The following is an 18,444-nucleotide window of genomic DNA, read 5'->3' as shown; positions in this document are numbered from 1 at the left end:
CCATGGCGTGCATCGGTAGCACTATTCAGGGCCGTCCGATCCACTGATCAGGAAGCCCAGGCTCCGGCCTTGCGCGCGCGCATCCGTCAGGGGTGGATTCACGATCCGTGGCTCGCAAACGATCCTGGCGGTAGAAATAGGACCTGAACGGGCACGGCCGGAAGCGGAGGCGCATGCGGTGATAGATCGAACCGGTTTAGCGGAGTTCCTCCGGCGCCGTCGGGAGTCCCTGCAACCCGAGGATGTCGGCCTACCTCGCGGGCAACGCCGCAGGACGACGGGCCTGCGGCGGGAGGAGGTGGCCGTGCTGTGCCACATGTCGACCGACTACTACGCGCGGCTCGAACGACAGACCGGCCCACAGCCGTCCGAGCAGATGATCGCCGCGATCGCACAGGGGATCCATCTCTCCCTGGACGAGCGGGATCACCTTTTCCGGCTTGCCGGGCACTCGCCGCCCGCGCGCGGTGTGGACAGCGAGCACATCAGCCCTGGGCTGCTGCGCGTCCTCGACCGTCTACACGACACTCCCGCGGAGGTCGTCACGGAACTCGGTGAGACGCTGCGGCAGACCCCGCTCGGCGTCGCGCTCGCCGGCGACCTCACCGGCTTCCGCGGGCCCGCTCGCAGCATCGGGTACCGGTGGTTCACCGATGCTGATACCCGGGAGCGCTATGCGCCCGAGGACCATGCGTTCCTCAGTCGGATGTTCGTCTCGGGGCTACGCGGAGTCGCCGCGCTGCGCGGCCCCGATTCCCGGGCGGCTCACTACGCTGAGCTGCTGCTCGACCAGAGCGAGGAGTTTCGCCACCTGTGGCAAGACCACGAGATCGGCGTCCGGCCCCGCGAGGTGAAGAATTTCGTACACCCCGAGGTCGGCGCGTTGGAACTGCACTGCCAGACGCTCCTTGACCCGAACCAGTCGCATCAACTGATCGTCTATACGGCGATCGCGGGCAGCGAGAGCTACGAGAAACTGCGGTTACTGTCCGTCGTCGGGTCGCAGGCACTGCGCTGAGCGCCTGCGACCCGACGGGCGGCGCGGCTAGCCGCGCCGAAACAGCTTGTTACCAAGCCATACGAGCGGGTCGTACTTTTGACCGGCAACGCGCTCCTTCATCGGGATCAGCGCGTTATCGGTGATCTTGATACCTTCCGGACACACATCGGTGCAGCACTTGGTGATGTTGCAGTAGCCGAGGCCGTGCTCCTCCTGTGCCGCCGTGGTGCGATCGCCCGCATCGAGCGGGTGCATCTCCAGTTCGGCGATCCGCATCAGGAAACGTGGCCCAGCGAAGGACTCCTTGTTGTCCTCGTGATCGCGCACCACGTGGCAGGTGTCCTGACACAGGAAGCATTCGATGCACTTGCGGAACTCCTGCGAGCGCTCGACATCCACCTGGTGCATCCGGTACTCGCCGAGCCCGACACCTTCCGGCGGAGTGAAAGCCGGCACTTCCCGCGCCTTCGTGTAGTTGTACGACACGTCAGTGACCAGATCCCGCATCACCGGGAAGGCCCGCAACGGCGTCACGGTGATCGTTTCGTCCTCGGTGAAGGTGGACATCCGGGTCATGCACAGCAACCGCGGCCGGCCGTTGATCTCCGCCGAACAGGACCCGCATTTGCCCGCCTTGCAGTTCCACCGAACCGCCAGATCGGGTGCCTGGGTGGCCTGCAGCCGGTGGATGATGTCCAGCACCACCTCGCCCTCGTTCACCTCAACGGTGAAGTCCTCGAAGTCGCCTCCGTCCACATCGCCGCGCCAGACCCGGAACTTGCCCTGGTAACTCATATGGACTCCTTCCGTTCTGGATGCTCGGTGAGTTCGCCCGAGGTGTAGTACTTCTCCAGCTCGCCGAGCTCGAACAGCTCGAGCAGATCCTGCCGCATCGGTGGCTGTTCCTGTTCGGTCACCCGCACGCCGTCCCCATCGATCGCGCAGACCAGCAGCTTGTTCCGCCAGTCCGCCACCATCCCCGGGTGATCGTCGCGGGTGTGTCCACCACGGCTCTCTTCGCGTAGCAACGCGGCTTTCGCGACGCATTCGCTGACCAGCAGCATGTTCCGCAGGTCGAGCGCGAGATGCCAGCCGGGGTTGAACTGCCGGTGGCCCTCCACGGTGGCCTGCTTGGCCCGCTGTTTGAACTCCTCGACCTTCGCAGCGGCCGCACGCATCTCCTCGGCCTTGCGGATGATCCCGACAAGACCGTTCATCGAGTCCTGCAGCTCGGCATGCACCGTGTAGGGATTCTCGTTGCCTTCCTTCGGCTCGAAGCACTCCACCGCCTCGGCAGCCGCGGTATCCACATCGGACGGGGCGACACTTGGCCAGCTGGCCAGCTCGATGACGTAGTTCGCCGCGCCGAGACCGGCCCGCCGACCAAAGACCAGCAAGTCGGAAAGGGAGTTCCCGCCGAGCCGGTTGGAGCCGTGCATCCCGCCGGCGCATTCGCCAGCCGCGAAGAGACCCGCCACATCGGACGAAGCGGTGTCCGGATCGACCTCGATACCGCCCATCACGTAGTGACAGGTGGGCCCGACCTCCATGGGCTCGCCGGTAATGTCCACATCGGCCAGTTCCTTGAACTGGTGATGCATGGACGGCAGCCGCTTCTTGATCTCCTCTTTCGGCAGCCGGCTAGCGATATCGAGGAAAACCCCGCCGTGCGGAGATCCCCTGCCGGCTTTCACCTCCGAGTTGATCGCCCTGGCGACCTCGTCCCGTGGCAACAGATCGGGCGTTCGCCGGTTCCCATCCGGGTTGTCATACCAGCGGTCGGCTTCTTCCTCGTTGTCCGCGTACTGGTCCTTGAACACCTCGGGGATGTAGTCGAACATGAAGCGCTTGCCCTCGGCATTCTTGAGCACTCCGCCGTCGCCACGCACCCCCTCGGTGACCAGGATGCCCTTCACGCTTGGTGGCCAGACCATGCCGGTGGGATGGAACTGGACGAACTCCATGTTGATCAGCTTGGCGCCGGCACGCAGGGCGAGCGCATGCCCGTCTCCCGTGTACTCCCAGGAGTTCGAGGTCACCTTGAAGGACTTGCCGATACCGCCGGTTGCCAGCACCACCGCCGGGGTCTCGAACAGGATGAACCTGCCGGATTCCCGCCAGTAGCCGAATGCGCCGGCGATGGCGTTACCGTCCTTGAGCAGTTCGGTGATCGTGCACTCGGCGAAAACCTTGATCTTGGCTTCGTAGTCGCCGTGCTCGGCATAGTCCTCCTGCTGCAGCGAGACGATCTTCTGCTGCATCGTCCGGATCAGCTCGAGCCCGGTGCGGTCGCCGACATGCGCGAGGCGCGGGTAGGTATGCCCGCCGAAGTTCCGCTGGCTGATCCTCCCGTCCGCCGTGCGGTCGAACAGCGCCCCGTAGGTCTCCAGCTCCCAGACCCGCTCGGGAGCTTCCTTCGCGTGCAGCTCGGCCATCCGCCAGTTGTTCAGGAACTTCCCACCACGCATGGTGTCCCGGAAGTGCACCTGCCAGTTGTCATTTGGGTTGGAATTGCCCATCGACGCGGCGCAACCGCCCTCGGCCATTACCGTATGCGCCTTGCCGAACAGGGACTTGCAGACCACGGCCACGCTCAACCCACGCTGCCGTGCCTCGATGACGGCACGCAGACCGGCGCCGCCGGCACCGATCACTACGACGTCGTAGCTGTGCCGCTCCACCTCGGTCATAGAATTCCTCAGCTTCTTCAGTTAATGATGCGCAGGTCGGCGATGGTTCCGCTGGCCACCAACATCACGTAGAAGTCGGTGAACATCAGCATGAACAGCGTGATCCACGCATACTGCATGTGGCGCGTGTTCAACTTGGACACCTGGGTCCAGAACCAGTACCGCACGGGGTGTTTCGAGAAGTTCTTCAGCCTGCCCCCTGCCACGTGCCGGCACGAGTGGCAGGAGAACGTGTATGCCCAGAGCAGGATCACGTTCGCGAGCAGGATGAGGTTGCCGAGCCCGATCCCGAAACCGTTCTCGCCGCTGAACGCGGCGATCGCGTCGTAGGTGTTGATCAGCACGACCAGCGCGGCGGCATAGAAGAAGTACCGGTGCAGGTTCTGCATGATCAGCGGGAAGCGGGTTTCCCCCGTGTACTTGCTGTGTGGTTCGGCAACCGCGCACGCCGGCGGGGAGAACCACACCGAGCGGTAGTAGGCCTTGCGGTAGTAGTAGCACGTCAGCCGGAACAGCAGCAGGAACGGCAGCGAGAGCGCGGCATACGGAATGAACCACGGGAAGTCGAACAAGGTCCCGAAGTGGCTCGAACCGGGTTCACATGCCGTGCTCAGACATGGTGAGTAGAACGGCGTCAGATAGTTGTATTCGGGTACGTAGTAGGCGGAGCCCCAGAAAGCCCGGATCGTCGAGTAGATGACGAAGAAGGCCAGGCCCAGCACGGTCAGCAGTGGCGACAGCCACCAGCGATCGGTCCGCAGCGTCCGATCCGCGATCCGGGCTCTCGTCCTTGAGAGGACCCCGGTACCTGTTTGTTGGTCCACCCCTCGGGACTCTATATCCGGTGCACTCATGGGTGCTGCGGCCGGTACCCGCCGACGCCTTCGTCGTCGGCGCCGTGCCAGAGCGAGTCGTCGTACGGCGTATCCGGAACCACGACCACGTTCTCGCGCCCCGAAGCGCCTGCCGGCTGCTGGGGCAATGGTGGCGGGTCACCAAGCTCGTTCGCGTCGATATCCAACCGGTCGACGTCGTTGGCGAGTCGCTGAATCACGGCCGCATCGCCATATCGGGAGCGTAGGTCGCCGACACACTGGCGCAGCTGTCCAATCGCTCGCCGCAACTCGGTGATTTCCGTGGTCGCCATAACCGCACCTCGCATCACATCAGTTCGGGCATCACTTCAGTTGCCAGGCGGCGCCGCAGTGCGCTGTGGTGGTGCGACCCGCCACGTTCGCCGACTCCGCCGAGCCAGCTCCTACTGTGACAAGGTACACAGTTCAAGATTCACTTTGCGATACGGGTTGGCCACGATCAGCGGTTACTGGATCGATTTTGATCTGATCTTCACAGTGGCTTAAACTTGACAGGCGGCGGCCGCATACAGCGCCGTATCGCTTCCGCCTCCGAGCTGACACCTATTGATCCGGAGGCTGCTATCAACGCGCCGATTCACCCCGTCATCGACCAGGTCACCGCGCGGATCGTCGAACGAAGCGAGCCCACAAGGGCTGCCTACCTGGCGCGGATGCGCCAAGCGGCCAGTGTCGGACCGGTCCGCGCCGACCTGCCCTGCAGCAACCTGGCGCATGGCTTCGCCGGTTGCGCTGGCGAGGACAAACTCGTGCTCCGCAGGGCACACCGCCCCGGTGTCGCGATCGTCTCCGCGTACAACGACATGCTCTCCGCGCATCAGCCGCTGCGGGAGTTCCCCGACTGGATCAAGGAATCGGTGCGACAGGCCGGGGGCGTCGCGCAGTTCGCGGGTGGCGTGCCAGCGATGTGCGATGGGATCACCCAGGGCCGGGCGGGGATGGAACTGTCCCTGTTCAGCCGCGAGGTCATCGCGATGTCCACGGGTATCGCGCTGTCCCACGAGATGTTCGACGGGGCGCTGCTGCTCGGAGTGTGCGACAAGATCGTGCCCGGATTGTTGATCGGCGCGCTGTCCTTCGGGCATCTGCCGACGATCCTGGTGCCAGCCGGTCCGATGGCCTCTGGTCTGCCCAATTCGGAGAAGTCCCGGATTCGCCAGCTGTACGCGGAGGGCAAGGCGAGTAGGGAGGACCTACTCGAGGCCGAGGCCGCTTCCTACCACTCGCCGGGGACCTGCACCTTCTACGGCACCGCGAACTCCAACCAGCTCGTGGTGGAGGCGATGGGGCTGCACCTGCCAGGGGCCAGCTTCGTCCCGCCGGGCACACCGCTGCGTAAGGCGCTGACCGAGCACGCCGGGCGACGGGTGGTGGAGCTGGCCGATGAGGGCCACATGCTTGCCGAGGTGGTCGACGAGCGCAGTGTGGTCAATGGGGTCATCGCGCTGCTCGCTACGGGCGGATCGACCAACCACACGCTGCATCTGGTGGCGATCGCCGCGGCCGCGGGTATCCGCCTCACCTGGGATGACTTCAATGATCTTTCGGCGGTCGTACCGCTGCTGGCCAGCGTCTACCCGAACGGCAGCGCGGATATCAACCACTTCCAGGCCGCCGGCGGCGTGCAGTTCCTGGTGTCCACCCTGCTGGAGGCCGGCCTGCTGCACCGCGATGTGCGGACCGTGGCCGGCGAGGGCCTGGACCACTACCGGATGGAACCGGTGCTCGAGGATGGCGAACTGACCTGGCGGGAAGGCCCCAGTCATTCGCTGGACGAGCAGGTACTGCGGCCGGCAAGCAAGCCGCTCTCCGCCGACGGCGGCCTACGCATGGTGCAGGGCAATCTCGGCAGGGCGGTGATCAAGGTGTCCGCGGTGGCCGAGCGGCATCGCGAGGTGACCGCACCCGCCCGGGTGTTCACCGATCAGCGGTCCTTCACCGAGGCTTTCCGTGCCGGGGAGTTGGACCGTGATGTGGTGGTGGTGCTACGCCAGCAGGGCCCGCAGGCCAACGGGATGCCGGAGCTGCACGGCCTCACGCCATCGCTTGGCGTGTTGTTGGACCGTGGGCACCGGGTCGCGCTGCTCACCGATGGCCGGATGTCCGGCGCGTCCGGCAAGATTCCCGCGGCCATCCACCTGACTCCGGAGGCGGCCACGGGTGGTCCGCTTGCCAGGGTTCGGGACGGAGACATGATCAGCTTGGACACCCGGGCCGGAACCCTAGACGTATTGGTCGAGCAGGCCGAGCTGGCCAGCCGTCAGCCGGCTCAGGACGGACAGCTGGCGAGCGGCTGGACCGGCACCGGCCGGGAGCTGTTCGGCGCGCTGCGGGCCGCCGTAGGCCCGGCAGAAGAGGGCGCCAGCGTGTTCAGCGGGCAGTACGCGGCCAGCGCGGAGTCGCTCGCCGGTACGGTCGCCGAAGCTGGCCTGGCACCGGGCCACCTACCGTGAAGGAGACACTGACCACCGTGACCACCGCCGCCGAGCTACTCGAGGTTTCGCCCGTCGTTCCCGTGGTCGTCCTGGACGACGTCGATCATGCCGTTCCAGTGGCGCGGGCGCTCGCCGCGGGTGGTGTGCGGATCATCGAGATCACGCTGCGCACGCCGGTCGCACTGGAGGCGATCGCGCGGGTGCGCGCCGAGGTACCGGAGACGCTGGTCGGTGCCGGGACGGTGACTGCGCCCCGGCACGCCGAACAGTCCGCCGCCGCGGGGGCGCAGTTTCTGGTCACGCCGGGTTGCACGGACAGCGTGCTGGACGCGGCATCGGCAACCGGGCTGCCGTTCCTGCCCGGGGTCAGTACCGTCTCCGAGGCGATGCGGGTGGCCGAGCGTGGCTTCGGCGCGCTCAAGTTCTTCCCCGCCGAGGCCAGTGGCGGGGTCGACTATCTGCGGTCGATCGCTGGTCCGCTGCCCGAACTGCGCTTCTGCCCGACCGGCGGTATCACCCCGGACAGCGCACCGCGCTACCTCGGTCTGTCCAATGTGGGCTGTGTTGGCGGAACCTGGTTGACCCCCAAGGACGCCGTGGCCGCAGGAGATGTCGCCAAGATCGAAGCACTGGCCAAGGACGCGGCCGCCCTAGCCGGGTGATCCTGGGCGAGTGATCGTGAGGCCCGCGGCGAGTTCTGTTTCAGTGCGGGAGGCTCTGGACGCCAGTTTCCGGCAGCAGATGGTTTATCGCATCGGCAAGGGAATCGGCGACCGGGGCACCCGTGCGAGCGAGTTCATCGCGGGGCGCCATCCCGGTACTCACCAGCACGCAGGAAGCGCCCGCCTGTTCGGCCGCGTAGGCATCGTCCACGACGTCGCCAACTAGTACGACCTCGGCCGGGTCGAGCCGTTGGGCACGCAAATGTGACCGCATATGCTCGACTTTGGAATCCCCGCCGACCTCTCGCTGGAGACCGTCGACCCTGCCGAACAGCTCAGCGAGACCGAAGTCGGCAACCAGCGGCGTCAGCTCGTCGTGGAACCACATCGAAAGCAGGGACTGGGTACCACCGGCCGCGCGCCACTGACGCAGCGCATCGAGCGCGCCTTCGGCTAGGCCGCAGTCTGGCAGCAGCTCCCGGTAGTGGTCGTGGTAGTACGCGTCGACCCGAGCCCATGCGGCGTCATCGATCGGCATGTCGAGCAGTCGCTCGTAACTGTGGATGATCGGACGACCATATATCGCCCGCCATTCGGCGAGCGTGACCGCTGGTCGTTCGAATCCCGCGCAGACCTTGTTCACCGCCGCGAGCACAGCGTCGTTGTCGGCCAGCAGCGTTCCGTTCCAGTCCCACACGATATGTCGCGCCGGTCGTGGTAGCACCGTGTCACGCTCCAAACCAAGCTCCCTTGTCATGGCGACCACCCTAAAGCCGGCGCCGCGCGCGAGCGGGTTACCGGTGTCCGCCAGACCGCGTTCTGCAAGGTTGGCGAGGTTAGGGATCTTGTGGCTCGGTGTCCGCGGCACCCAGCTCTTCCCGAACGATGCTGAAGGCGAGGCCTTCCGCGTAACCCTTGCGTGCCAACATACCCACCAGTCGACGCATCTTGGTTGTCTCGTCGAGCCCGGCCGTCGCGCTGGTCATCCCGCGCAACTTCTTGCGCACGAGTTCCCTGGCACGTTCGGCTTCCGACTCCGGATCGACCTCGGCCACCGCCTGGGCGGTCACCGACTCGTCAACTCCCTTACGACGTAGCTCGGCCGCGATCGCGCGGCGGCCAAGCCCTTGGTGAACATGCCTGCTACGAACCCAGGTTTCAGCGAACGAGGCATCGTCCACCAGACCGGCTTTGTCCAGCCGGCCAAGCACATACTCAGCTGTCTCCTCGTCGAATCCCTTGCCCTGCAAGGCCTTCTCGAGCTCGGCACGCGTCCGCGGTCGCGTGGTCAGCAGACGGAGACAGACGTCCTTGGCCTGGCTGAACCCGTCCGGCTGAGCGCTCGGACCGGAGTCACGACCCGCGGCCTGCTCAGAAGTCAACGGGAGCGGGGACCGTCTCATCGGCATCCAGCGTGGCACCGATGCCGAGCTTGTCCTTGATTCGCTTCTCGATCTCGTTGGCTATGTCCGGGTTGTCCCGCAAGAACTTCCGCGCGTTCTCCTTACCCTGGCCGAGCTGATCGCCCTCATAGGTGTACCAGGCGCCGGACTTACGCAGAATGCCTTGCTCAACACCCATATCGATCAGCGAGCCCTCACGGGACACTCCGTGGCCGTACAGGATGTCGAATTCGGCCTGCTTGAACGGTGGCGCGACCTTGTTCTTCACGACCTTCACCCTGGTGCGGTTACCCACCGGCTCACCGCCATCCTTGAGGGTCTCGATCCGCCGCACGTCCAGACGCACCGAAGCGTAGAACTTCAACGCCTTACCGCCCGTGGTCGTCTCCGGCGAGCCGAACATCACGCCGACCTTCTCCCGCAGCTGGTTGATGAACACCGCGGTGGTACCCGAGTTGTGCAGCGCACCGGTGATCTTACGCAGCGCCTGGCTCATCAACCGGGCCTGCAGACCCACATGCGAGTCGCCCATCTCGCCTTCGATTTCCGCACGAGGCACCAGCGCGGCCACCGAGTCGATCACCAGGATGTCCAGCGCGCCAGAGCGGATCAGCATGTCCGCGATCTCCAGCGCTTGCTCACCGGTGTCCGGCTGGGACACGAGGAGGGCGTCGGTATCCACCCCGAGCTTCTTGGCGTACTCCGGGTCGAGCGCGTGTTCGGCGTCCACGAAGGCCGCGATCCCGCCCGACTTCTGCGCGTTGGCCACCGCGTGCAGCGCGACGGTGGTCTTACCCGAGGACTCCGGACCGTAGACCTCGACGACCCTACCGCGCGGCAGGCCTCCGATCCCCAGTGCGACATCCAGCGCGATCGAACCGGTGGGAACCACCTCGACGGGTGCACGCCCCTCCTCGCCAAGGCGCATCACCGACCCCTTGCCGAACTGTTTGTCGATCTGGGCAAGGGCCAGCTCGAGCGCCTTGTCCTTGTCTGGTGCTGCTGGTGCCATATTGAGAATCCACCTCGTTGCCTGTGCGACGCTCGGGCTGTGCTTCACCGGCTCGAGTCGTCGTGCGTTCTCGCTTGCCTTACACCATTGACGCTAAGCGCCAGGGCCGACAAATCCAGTCAGCGGAGCCGAGCTGTGGACAACTGACCCCACTGTGGAGAACATGGTAGACGAACATCTGTTCGATGCCGCGGGCGACACGCCCAGCGGGAAGACTTTTCTCTTCCCGGACCCGAAAAATGCCTCTGACCTGCGATCTAACGACTGGTTCCGATAGCCAGTGCTGGTCCAGAGCTGGTCTAGAGCCGGTCTAGAGCTGGTCCAGACTGGTCTAGCGCCGATCCTTTGGCACCTCGAGGTCATCGCACACCGCGAGCCACACCCGCTTGGCCGCTTCCCCCTCAGCCAACGCCTGATCCACGGTCCGCCCGCCAAGCGCGCTCAACACGTGATCCCGTGCGAGCATCTCAGCCCGCACCTCACCGAACTCCTCGGCCATCAGCCTTCGGAACGCCGTAATACGCATCGCCGCCCAGCCTACGGTCTGCCCGACAACACCCCGCGGCAAGCACCCGCCAAGTTCCCAGCAAGCTTCCAGCCGACCGACGCGCTCAGCTAGTGCCGTACCTCGGCGAGCAGGAAACCGTCGTAGCCCTTGCCGCCCACGGTCTGCAGCACGGTCGCGCGTACCCGTGGCTCGGCAGCGACGGCCTCGGCAAGCGCCCGCACCCCCCGTACCTTTGGATCGGCGCTGTCCGCATCGACTACCGCGCCGTTTCGAACCACGTTGTCCACCACGATCACACTGCCCGGCACGGAAAGCCGCAGCGCCCATGCGAAGTAGTCCGGATTACTGGGCTTGTCCGCGTCGATAAAGATGAAGTCGAATGGCCCAACGCCTTCACCGGCCAGCTCCGCAAGGGTGTCCACCGCCCTACCCACCCGAATCTGCACCTGATCCGTCAACCCGGCACGGGCGATGTTCTGCCGCGCGACCTCAGCATGCTTCGGATCGACTTCGAGACTGATCAACCGACCGTCCGCGCCGAGTGCCCTGGCCAACCAGATCGTGCTGTAGCCGCCGAGCGTGCCCACCTCGAGGATGTTCCGCGCGCCCCGCATCCTGGCCAGCAACTGCAGAAATCGGCCCTGGTTCGGCGCTACGCCGATATCCGGTAGCTCCGCGGCCGCATTGGCGGCAAGCGCCGCGTCCAGCACCGGGTCAGCCGTGTCCAGCAGCCCGGTGAAGTAATCGTCCACTGCTTGCCACTGCTGGTCGGTCATGTACCCAGCATCCCATGTCCCAGCCGGCCCGCATCCCTACACTGGAGCCATGCTGCTCGCGCAGAACTCCCCGCTCGGCTCCACCGCACTGGAGATCGCCTCGCTCGTGGTGATCATCTCGGCGATCGTGGTGGGCGTGATCGCGCTACGCAACATGCGGAACCGCTAGCCGCCCAACTCACTCAGTGCTTTCTGGCACCACGTTCTTCTCGAACACGTCGGCGAGGTCGTTGGGATCGGTCGAACCGCCGCCCAGATTCGGTTTGATGATGGTGCCGTAAACCGGCCGGTCGTTCACCGTGAAGGTCAACACGGCAATCGAGGGGCCGGCCGTTGACCGGTACCGACCGGCCAACCCGTTGCCCTGCCAATTGGCCTCCACGGCGTTGCCCTGCGCACCGGTGATCTGGTCCATCACGTTCATCGAGGTATCCGCCTGCGCCTGCGAAGGAGCGTGGTAATAGATCAGCGACGCGCCCTCGACCTCGGGGATCTTGCAGCTGACCATCGGGCCACCAATCGAGCCCATTTCGTAGCCACCCGCGTTCAATCCGCTGGAACAGTCGCCCTGGTCGGCGATGCTGCCGGCCAGCTGGCGCATGCAGTTGGTGAAGCCGACATCGTCAGTCTCGCCAGGCTGTTGGCACTCCTCGGCACTCGGCTGACTGTCGTCGCCCCGCAAGAAAATGAACGCCGCGAGCCCACCGAGCAATAACACCGCCGCCGCGATACCGCCAATAAGCAGTGCCCTGTTCTTGGAACTGTTCTTGGCGTTCTTGGCCGACTTGGGCAGCTGCGCCGTGCCCGAACCAGCCGGATAACCGCCGCGGACGGGCGCCGGGTTATTCGGCCCCGCCGCGGCTGGCCGGTAGCCAGGGTTTTGCGGACCGCCGGCAGCGGGCGGAGGCCCTGCCGGTCGCTGACCAGGCTGGGCCTGACCGGGTTGGGCCTGACCGGGCTGGGCCTGACTGGGCAGTCCACCCGAACTCGGTCCGACGCCAGTCGGCTGGCTAGCTTGGCTGGGCTGGCCGGTTTGGCCGAGCTGACTGGCGGCGGCCGCGCCACCGACCACGCCACCGAGGTCGTGTGTACGCATCCGCAGGCCTTCCTCGGATACGTGGTGCGCGCCGAGAGCGACGGCGGTCTCCGGCTGGTCCAGGCTCGTCGGCACCACACCGAGCTGCTCCCCGATCAGACTGGCGACCAGCGGTATCCGGCTGGATCCACCGACCAGATAGATACCCGCGAGCTGATCAGGTGTGGTCCCCGTGGACCGGACCGTGCTGGCCAGCAGCTCCACGCTGCGCAACAGGCTCGGCCGCACCAGTGCTTCCAGCTCGGCGCGCGTGACGAGCACGTCATCAAACGGCTCCGGCATCGGCACCTCGGTCTGCGGATGCCGGGAAAGCGACTCCTTCGCTTCCTTGACGTCCTCCCGCAGCGCACGCTGCGCCCGGCGATCAGCCGTCGACTCCGGCCGCAACAGTCGCTGCCAGCGCTGCGGATCGCGAAACGAAACCTGCCTACCGACGTGCTCGAGCAGTGCCTGATCCACATCCAACCCGCCGAGGTCAGGTAAACCCCCCTCGGCGAGCACGGCGAAACCCTGCTGAGTAGCGCCGACCACGGCCACGTCGAAGGTACCGGCGCCAAGGTCGTAGACCGCGAGTGACTGCCCGGGCGCCAGCGAGTACCCGGAAAGCGCGGCGTAATGCGCGGCGGCCGCGACCGGTTCGGGAACCAGGACCAGGTTCGAACCAAAGCCGGCCTGGCGCGCCGCGGACAGCAACACGTTTCGCCGCACCGGACCCCACTGCGCGGGGTGACTGAGTCGCACCTCGTCCGGGACCGCGCCACCAAGCTGGCGGGAGGTTTCCTCACTGACCCTGCGCAGCACCGCGCTGAGCGCTTCGGCCACCGGCACGACCCGATCGCCGAGCAGCAGATTCCCCTCGTCCACGCGGCGTTTCGGATTGGGTTCGAACCGTGCGGGATCCAGCCGCGCGCGTCGCTCGGCATCCCTGCCAACCATGAGGTTGCCATCCTCATCGGCGAAGACCGACGACGGCAAAGTCGCCGAACCGTCGACCTCAATGACTCTCGGTGGACGCCCGTGCGCGGACAGTACAGCCGCGGTATTGGACGTGCCGAGATCCACCGAAAGGATCCGCACTACCGCTCCCCTCGTCCTTGTCGTGAACACCGACCAACCGGCCCCGTGTCGTGCGTGATGTTGCCATGTTCGCGCAACACGGTGGTCGTTGCCCGCAGATTTGCGCCTCGGACGGGTCACCCTGGTAGCGGAGCGTGTTCGGCACCGCGCCGCCTGCGGTATGTCGGTGGTCTGAACCAGGATGGGGGTATGGACCCGCTAGAACCGTTCTCCACCGCGACCCGCCAGTGGTTCACCGGCGCCTTTGCCGCGCCGACCGAAGCACAAGCGGGCGCCTGGCAGGCCGCGGCGGCGGGCGAACACGCGCTGGTCGTCGCCCCCACCGGGTCCGGCAAGACACTGGCGGCTTTCCTCTGGGCACTGGATCGGCTCGCCACCAGCACCTTTTCGAGCACCGCCGATACCCCAGCGCGCCAGCAACGGTGCCGCGTGCTCTACGTCTCACCGTTGAAGGCACTGGCCGTCGACGTACAGCGCAACCTACGTGCCCCACTGGCCGGAATCCGCCAGGCGGCCACCCGGCTCGGGCAACCCGAGCCGGCCATCACCGTGGGTATGCGCACCGGCGATACACCGGCAGAGCAACGCCGCGCCTTCACTCGCAGCCCACCCGATGTGCTCGTCACCACGCCCGAATCATTGTTTCTGCTGCTGACCTCGGCGGCGCGGGAATCGCTGCGCGGGGTCGAGACGGTCATCCTGGACGAGGTACACGCGGTCGCCGGTGGAAAACGCGGCGCCCATCTCGCGCTGTCCCTCGAGCGGCTGGACGCGCTGCTTGCCAAACCCGCCCAGCGCATCGGCCTTTCCGCGACCGTGCGACCGGTGGCCGAGGTGAGCACCTTCCTCGCCGGCGGTAGACCGGTACGGGTCGTCCAGCCGGAGACGGCCAAGACCATTCACGTCCGCGTCGAGGTGCCACTCGAGGATCTCGGCAACCCCGGCGCCACGGAGCAGGCCCAACCCCGGCAGGAGTCGGATACCGGGGAATCCGACGGAGACGGTCAATCGCAACCGTCGGTCTGGCCGGCGGTACAGCGCCGGATCCTCGAGCTGGTACGGGCACATCAGTCGACGATCGTGTTCGCCAACTCCCGGCGGCTCGCCGAACGGCTCACCGCGAAGCTCAACGAGCTGGCCGCGGAAGAACCGGTATATCCACGAGACGTCGGCCGGTTTCCCGCCGAGGCGATCGCCGAATCCGGGTGGGCGGCGGGGATCACCGAAACAACAACCGCCGAAGGTACCGAGGATGGCCCGGTAGCCAAGGCGCATCACGGTTCCATGTCCAGAGAGCAGCGCACCAGGGTCGAGGAAGAGCTGAAAGGTGGACGGCTGGCCTGCGTCGTCGCCACCTCCTCCCTCGAACTCGGCATCGATATGGGCGCGGTGGATCTGGTCGTGCAGGTGGAGGCGCCACCAACGGTCGCGTCCGGGCTGCAACGTGTCGGGCGCGCTGGCCACCATGTCGGCGCCGTATCCACGGGCGTGATGTTCCCGAAGTTCCGGGGCGATCTGGTGTCCTGCGCGGTGGTCGCGGAGCGGATGACCGCTGGGGCGATCGAGGCGATGCGCTACCCGCGGAACCCACTTGACGTACTCGCCCAGCAGATCGTGGCGATGGTGGCAATGGACAGCTGGCAGGTGCCCGAGCTGGCGGATCTGGCGCGCCGCGCGGCGCCGTTCGCCGGCCTGCCCGATTCGGCCCTGCATTCGGTGCTGGACATGCTCGCTGGCCGCTATCCGAGTGAGGAGTTCGGCGAGCTGCGCGCCCGGATCACCTGGGATCGGATCGCGGGAACCCTGCACGCCCGCCCCGGCGCCCAGCGATTGGCCGTGACGTCTGGCGGCACGATCCCGGATCGCGGTTTGTTCACCGTGACCACGCCCGGCGAAGAGGGGCGCCCCGGATCGAAGGTGGGCGAGCTGGACGAGGAGATGGTCTACGAGTCCAGGGTCGGCGACACGGTGCTGCTCGGCACCAGCGCATGGCGGATCGGCGACATCACCCATGACCGGGTGATCGTCACCCCAGCACCCGGCGAACCGGCCCGGATGCCGTTCTGGAAAGGCGATGCGCCCGGTCGCCCGCTCGAGCTGGGCAGGGCGCTTGGCGCCTTCCTCCGCGAACTCTCCGCGCTCGGGGACACCGCGGCACGTGAGCGGGCGGCAGCGGCCGGGCTGGATGAATGGGCGCGGGACAACCTGCTCGGCTACCTTGCCGAGCAACGCGCGGCGACCCGGCATGTACCGGACGACCGAACCCTGCTCGTCGAGCGGTTCCGCGACGAACTGGGCGATTGGCGGCTGGTCGTGCATTCCCCGTTCGGGGCGCGGGTGAACGCGCCATGGGCGCTGGCCATCGCCGAACGGCTGCGGAACCGGCGCGGGATCGAGGCGCAGTTGGCGCATTCCGACGACGGCATCGTGTTGCGCCTGCCGGACACCGTGGACGACACCGGGGCGCCGGTCACCGTCGGCGCCGATGATGTGCTGCTCGATCCGGATGACGTGGAGCGTGTGGTGGTCGCCGAGGTCAGCGGTTCCGCACTGTTCGCGGCTCGGTTCCGGGAATGCGCGGCGCGCGCCCTGCTGCTGCCCCGCAGGGATCCGCGCAAACGGACGCCGCTGTGGCAGCAGCGGCAGCGTTCCGCTCAACTGCTCGCGGTCGCCGCGCAGTACGAGCAGTTTCCGGTGGTGCTCGAGGCGATGCGGGAGTGCCTGCAGGACGTCTACGACGTGGGTGGGCTGCGCGAGCTGATGTCCGATGTGCAAGCCCGCCGGGTGCGGGTGGTGGAAGTGGAGACCACGACACCCTCCCCGTTCGCGCGCACCCTGCTGTTCGGTTATGTGGGGATGTTCCTCTACGAGACCGACGCGCCACTCGCGGAACGGCGTGCCGCCGCACTGTCCCTCGATTCATCGCTACTCGCCGAGCTGCTCGGCACCGAAGCGCTCCGCGAACTGCTCGACGGTGCCGTGATCGACCAGGTGGAGCGATCCCTGCAACGCCTCGAACCCGAACGACACGCCCGGCATGCCGAGGACGCGGCCGATCTGCTGCGCTTCCTCGGCGATCTGAGCACCACGGAAGCCGCGCTGCGCGGGATTGACAGCGCCTGGCTCACCGAACTGGAGTCGGCCCGGCGCGCGATTCGCGTGCGCATTGCCGGCGAGGAGCGCTTCGCGGCGATCGAGGATGCCGGCAAGTTGCGGGATGCGCTCGGGGTAGCGCTACCCGTGGGTGTACCGGAGGCTTTCACCGAGCCGGTAACGGATCCGCTTGGTGAACTGTTCGCTCGATACGGCCGCACCCGAGGGCCGTTTACCGCGGCGAGCGCGGCCGCCCGCTACGGGCTCGGCGTCGCGGTGGTCACCGGAACGCTCGACCGGATGGTGAGCGCGGGAAGGCTGGTGCGTGGCGAGCTACGGCCGCTTGACGAGTCGGCCGGTGACGGCGCCGGTCAGGTGGAGTACTGCGATGCCGAGGTCCTTCGGCGGCTGCGCAGGGCGAGCTTGGCCAGGATTCGCTCCGAAGTGGAACCGGTAGAGCCTGCCGCGCTCGGCAGGTTTCTCCCTTCCTGGCACGGCATCGGCCGTCGAATGCGCGCGGCACCGACGGCCGATGACGTACTGTCCGTTGTAGAACAGCTCGCTGGGGCACCACTTCCGGCGAGCGCGCTCGAATCGCTGATCCTGCCCGTCCGGTTACCCGGCTATCTGCCGACGCTGCTGGACGAGTTGTCCGCGGGCGGCGAGGTGGTCTGGTGTGGTTGTGGCGCGCTCAGCGGCGGAGACGGCTGGCTCGCCGTCGCGCCCGCCGACCTTGCTGGGCTGTTGCTGCCGGATCCCGCTGAGTCCATCCCCGACACTCCGCTGCATACCGGGATTCTTTCCGCGCTTGCCGGCGGGGCACTGTTCTTCCGACAGCTCACCGAACGGGTGGGGGGACTGCCTCGCGCGGACGACGAGCCGGCACCTACTGAGGAGCAGGTGAGTGCGGCGCTGTGGGAACTCGTCTGGGCGGGGCTGGTCACCGGCGACACGCTGGCCCCGTTGCGCGCGCAGCTCGCGGGTGGCGGAGCGCACAAGCCACGGCGCAATGCTCCCCGGGGCCGCTACGCCCGGATGCGCGCGGCCCGAGGGGCGCTGTCGACCAGCCGCTCCGGCCCGCCGAACGTGGCCGGCAGGTGGGCGCTGGTACCCGAACGGGAACCCGACCCGACACGCAAGGCGCACGCGCGCGCGGAGGCCTTCCTCGACCGGCATGGCGTACTGACCAGAGGTGCGCTGGATACCGAACGGGTCACCGGTGGTTTCAGCGCGGTGTACCGGGTGCTGCGCGCCATGGAGGAGTCCGGACAGCTCGTACGCGGTTACGTGGTGGAAGGGCTTGGCGCCGCGCAGTTCGCGGCGCGCGGCGCGGTTGATCGGCTGCGTGCGGTATCCCGATCGGACACGGCGCACACCGGACCAGTGGCCACCGTGCTTGCCGCGACGGATCCGGCGCAGCCCTACGGTGCCGCGCTGGCCTGGCCGGAGGTGATCGGTGCGCAGGACGGGAAATCCCGACATCGACCAGGTAGGAAGGCCGGGGCGCTGACCGTGTTGGTGGACGGGCAGCCCGCGCTCTATGTCGAACGCGGTGGGCGTTCGCTGTTGTCCTTCAGTACGGAGGAATCGGTGCTGCGCGCGGCGGCCGACGCGCTGTCCCAGGCGGTGCGCGACGGCTGGCTGGGTCAGCTGGCGGTCCGCAAGGCCGATGGAGAGCAGGCACTGACCTCGCGGCTCGCGGAGATCCTGCGCGAGGCCGGGTTTCGGACCACACCGCAGGGTTTGCGGCTACGGGCCTGAGTACCACGCGAACCGACCCGGTGGCGACCGTAGACTTTCCCGCCGTAACGAGAAAG

At 66.8% G+C, this 18,444-nt stretch carries 14 protein-coding genes; 4 read left to right on the top strand and 10 right to left on the bottom strand.

From position 1 onward, the window contains the following. Positions 1-178: 178 nt before the first annotated feature. Positions 179-1,018, top strand: coding sequence for a helix-turn-helix transcriptional regulator (locus EV191_RS09385; protein WP_132876525.1), 840 nt, complete (start codon positions 179-181; stop codon positions 1,016-1,018). A gap of 27 nt (positions 1,019-1,045) precedes the next feature. Here EV191_RS09385 and EV191_RS09380 read toward each other — a convergent pair whose 3' ends face one another. Genes EV191_RS09380 through EV191_RS09365 form a run of 4 tightly spaced genes read right to left on the bottom strand, consistent with a single transcriptional unit; the run spans position 1,046 to position 4,837 of the window. Further along, entirely contained in the window at positions 1,046-1,795 is a 750-nt protein-coding gene (locus EV191_RS09380) for a succinate dehydrogenase/fumarate reductase iron-sulfur subunit (RefSeq protein WP_132876524.1), read from the bottom strand. Next, the gene (locus EV191_RS09375; protein WP_132876523.1) at positions 1,792-3,690 is read right to left on the bottom strand and encodes a fumarate reductase/succinate dehydrogenase flavoprotein subunit; all 1,899 of its coding nucleotides are present in this window, start codon (positions 3,688-3,690) and stop codon (positions 1,792-1,794) included. The genes EV191_RS09380 and EV191_RS09375 overlap by 4 nt, the downstream gene beginning before the upstream one ends. Positions 3,691-3,707: 17 nt before the next feature. Continuing rightward, positions 3,708-4,544: a hypothetical protein gene (locus EV191_RS09370; protein ID WP_132876522.1), complete on the bottom strand. Its 837-nt coding sequence runs from the start codon at positions 4,542-4,544 to the stop codon at positions 3,708-3,710. Continuing rightward, the gene (locus EV191_RS09365) at positions 4,541-4,837 is read right to left on the bottom strand and encodes a hypothetical protein (protein ID WP_132876521.1); all 297 of its coding nucleotides are present in this window, start codon (positions 4,835-4,837) and stop codon (positions 4,541-4,543) included. The genes EV191_RS09370 and EV191_RS09365 overlap by 4 nt, the downstream gene beginning before the upstream one ends. A 303-nt stretch (positions 4,838-5,140) precedes the next feature. Here EV191_RS09365 and edd point away from each other — a divergent pair, with 303 nt between their 5' ends. Further along, positions 5,141-7,018, top strand: coding sequence for a phosphogluconate dehydratase (edd, locus tag EV191_RS09360; RefSeq protein WP_132876728.1), 1,878 nt, complete (start codon positions 5,141-5,143; stop codon positions 7,016-7,018). Positions 7,019-7,035: 17 nt separating this feature from the next. Then, positions 7,036-7,662: a bifunctional 4-hydroxy-2-oxoglutarate aldolase/2-dehydro-3-deoxy-phosphogluconate aldolase gene (gene eda, locus EV191_RS09355; RefSeq protein WP_132876520.1), complete on the top strand. Its 627-nt coding sequence runs from the start codon at positions 7,036-7,038 to the stop codon at positions 7,660-7,662. 40 nt (positions 7,663-7,702) lie between these two features. Here eda and EV191_RS09350 read toward each other — a convergent pair whose 3' ends face one another. The 6 genes from EV191_RS09350 to EV191_RS09325 form a co-directional block, all read right to left on the bottom strand. Then, complete coding sequence (locus tag EV191_RS09350; protein WP_132876519.1) at positions 7,703-8,419, bottom strand: HAD family hydrolase; 717 nt, start codon at positions 8,417-8,419, stop codon at positions 7,703-7,705. A gap of 79 nt (positions 8,420-8,498) precedes the next feature. Further along, a complete protein-coding gene (locus tag EV191_RS09345; protein WP_132876518.1) occupies positions 8,499-9,065 on the bottom strand; it encodes a regulatory protein RecX in 567 nt (188 codons plus the stop codon). Beyond that, positions 9,034-10,077: a recombinase RecA gene (recA, locus tag EV191_RS09340; RefSeq protein ID WP_132876517.1), complete on the bottom strand. Its 1,044-nt coding sequence runs from the start codon at positions 10,075-10,077 to the stop codon at positions 9,034-9,036. The genes EV191_RS09345 and recA overlap by 32 nt, the downstream gene beginning before the upstream one ends. Before the next feature lie 331 nt (positions 10,078-10,408). Beyond that, positions 10,409-10,603, bottom strand: a complete 195-nt coding sequence (locus EV191_RS09335; protein WP_132876516.1) for a DUF3046 domain-containing protein — start codon at positions 10,601-10,603, stop codon at positions 10,409-10,411. An 89-nt stretch (positions 10,604-10,692) separates the two neighbouring features. Continuing rightward, entirely contained in the window at positions 10,693-11,361 is a 669-nt protein-coding gene (locus EV191_RS09330) for an O-methyltransferase (RefSeq protein ID WP_132876515.1), read from the bottom strand. Between the two features lie 178 nt (positions 11,362-11,539). Next, on the bottom strand, positions 11,540-13,534 hold the full coding sequence (locus tag EV191_RS09325; RefSeq protein WP_132876514.1) for an Hsp70 family protein: 1,995 nt from the start codon (positions 13,532-13,534) through the stop codon (positions 11,540-11,542). A gap of 189 nt (positions 13,535-13,723) precedes the next feature. Here EV191_RS09325 and EV191_RS09320 point away from each other — a divergent pair, with 189 nt between their 5' ends. Beyond that, positions 13,724-18,388 carry an ATP-dependent helicase gene (locus tag EV191_RS09320; protein ID WP_132876513.1) on the top strand — a complete coding sequence of 1,555 codons (4,665 nt, stop codon included), beginning with the start codon at positions 13,724-13,726 and terminating at the stop codon, positions 18,386-18,388. Positions 18,389-18,444: the final 56 nt, after the last annotated feature.

The sequence above is a fragment of the Tamaricihabitans halophyticus genome (genome assembly GCF_004340875.1).
Classification (GTDB): Bacteria; Actinomycetota; Actinomycetes; order Mycobacteriales; family Pseudonocardiaceae; genus Tamaricihabitans; species Tamaricihabitans halophyticus.
This window is presented reverse-complemented; position numbering and strand designations above follow the sequence as displayed.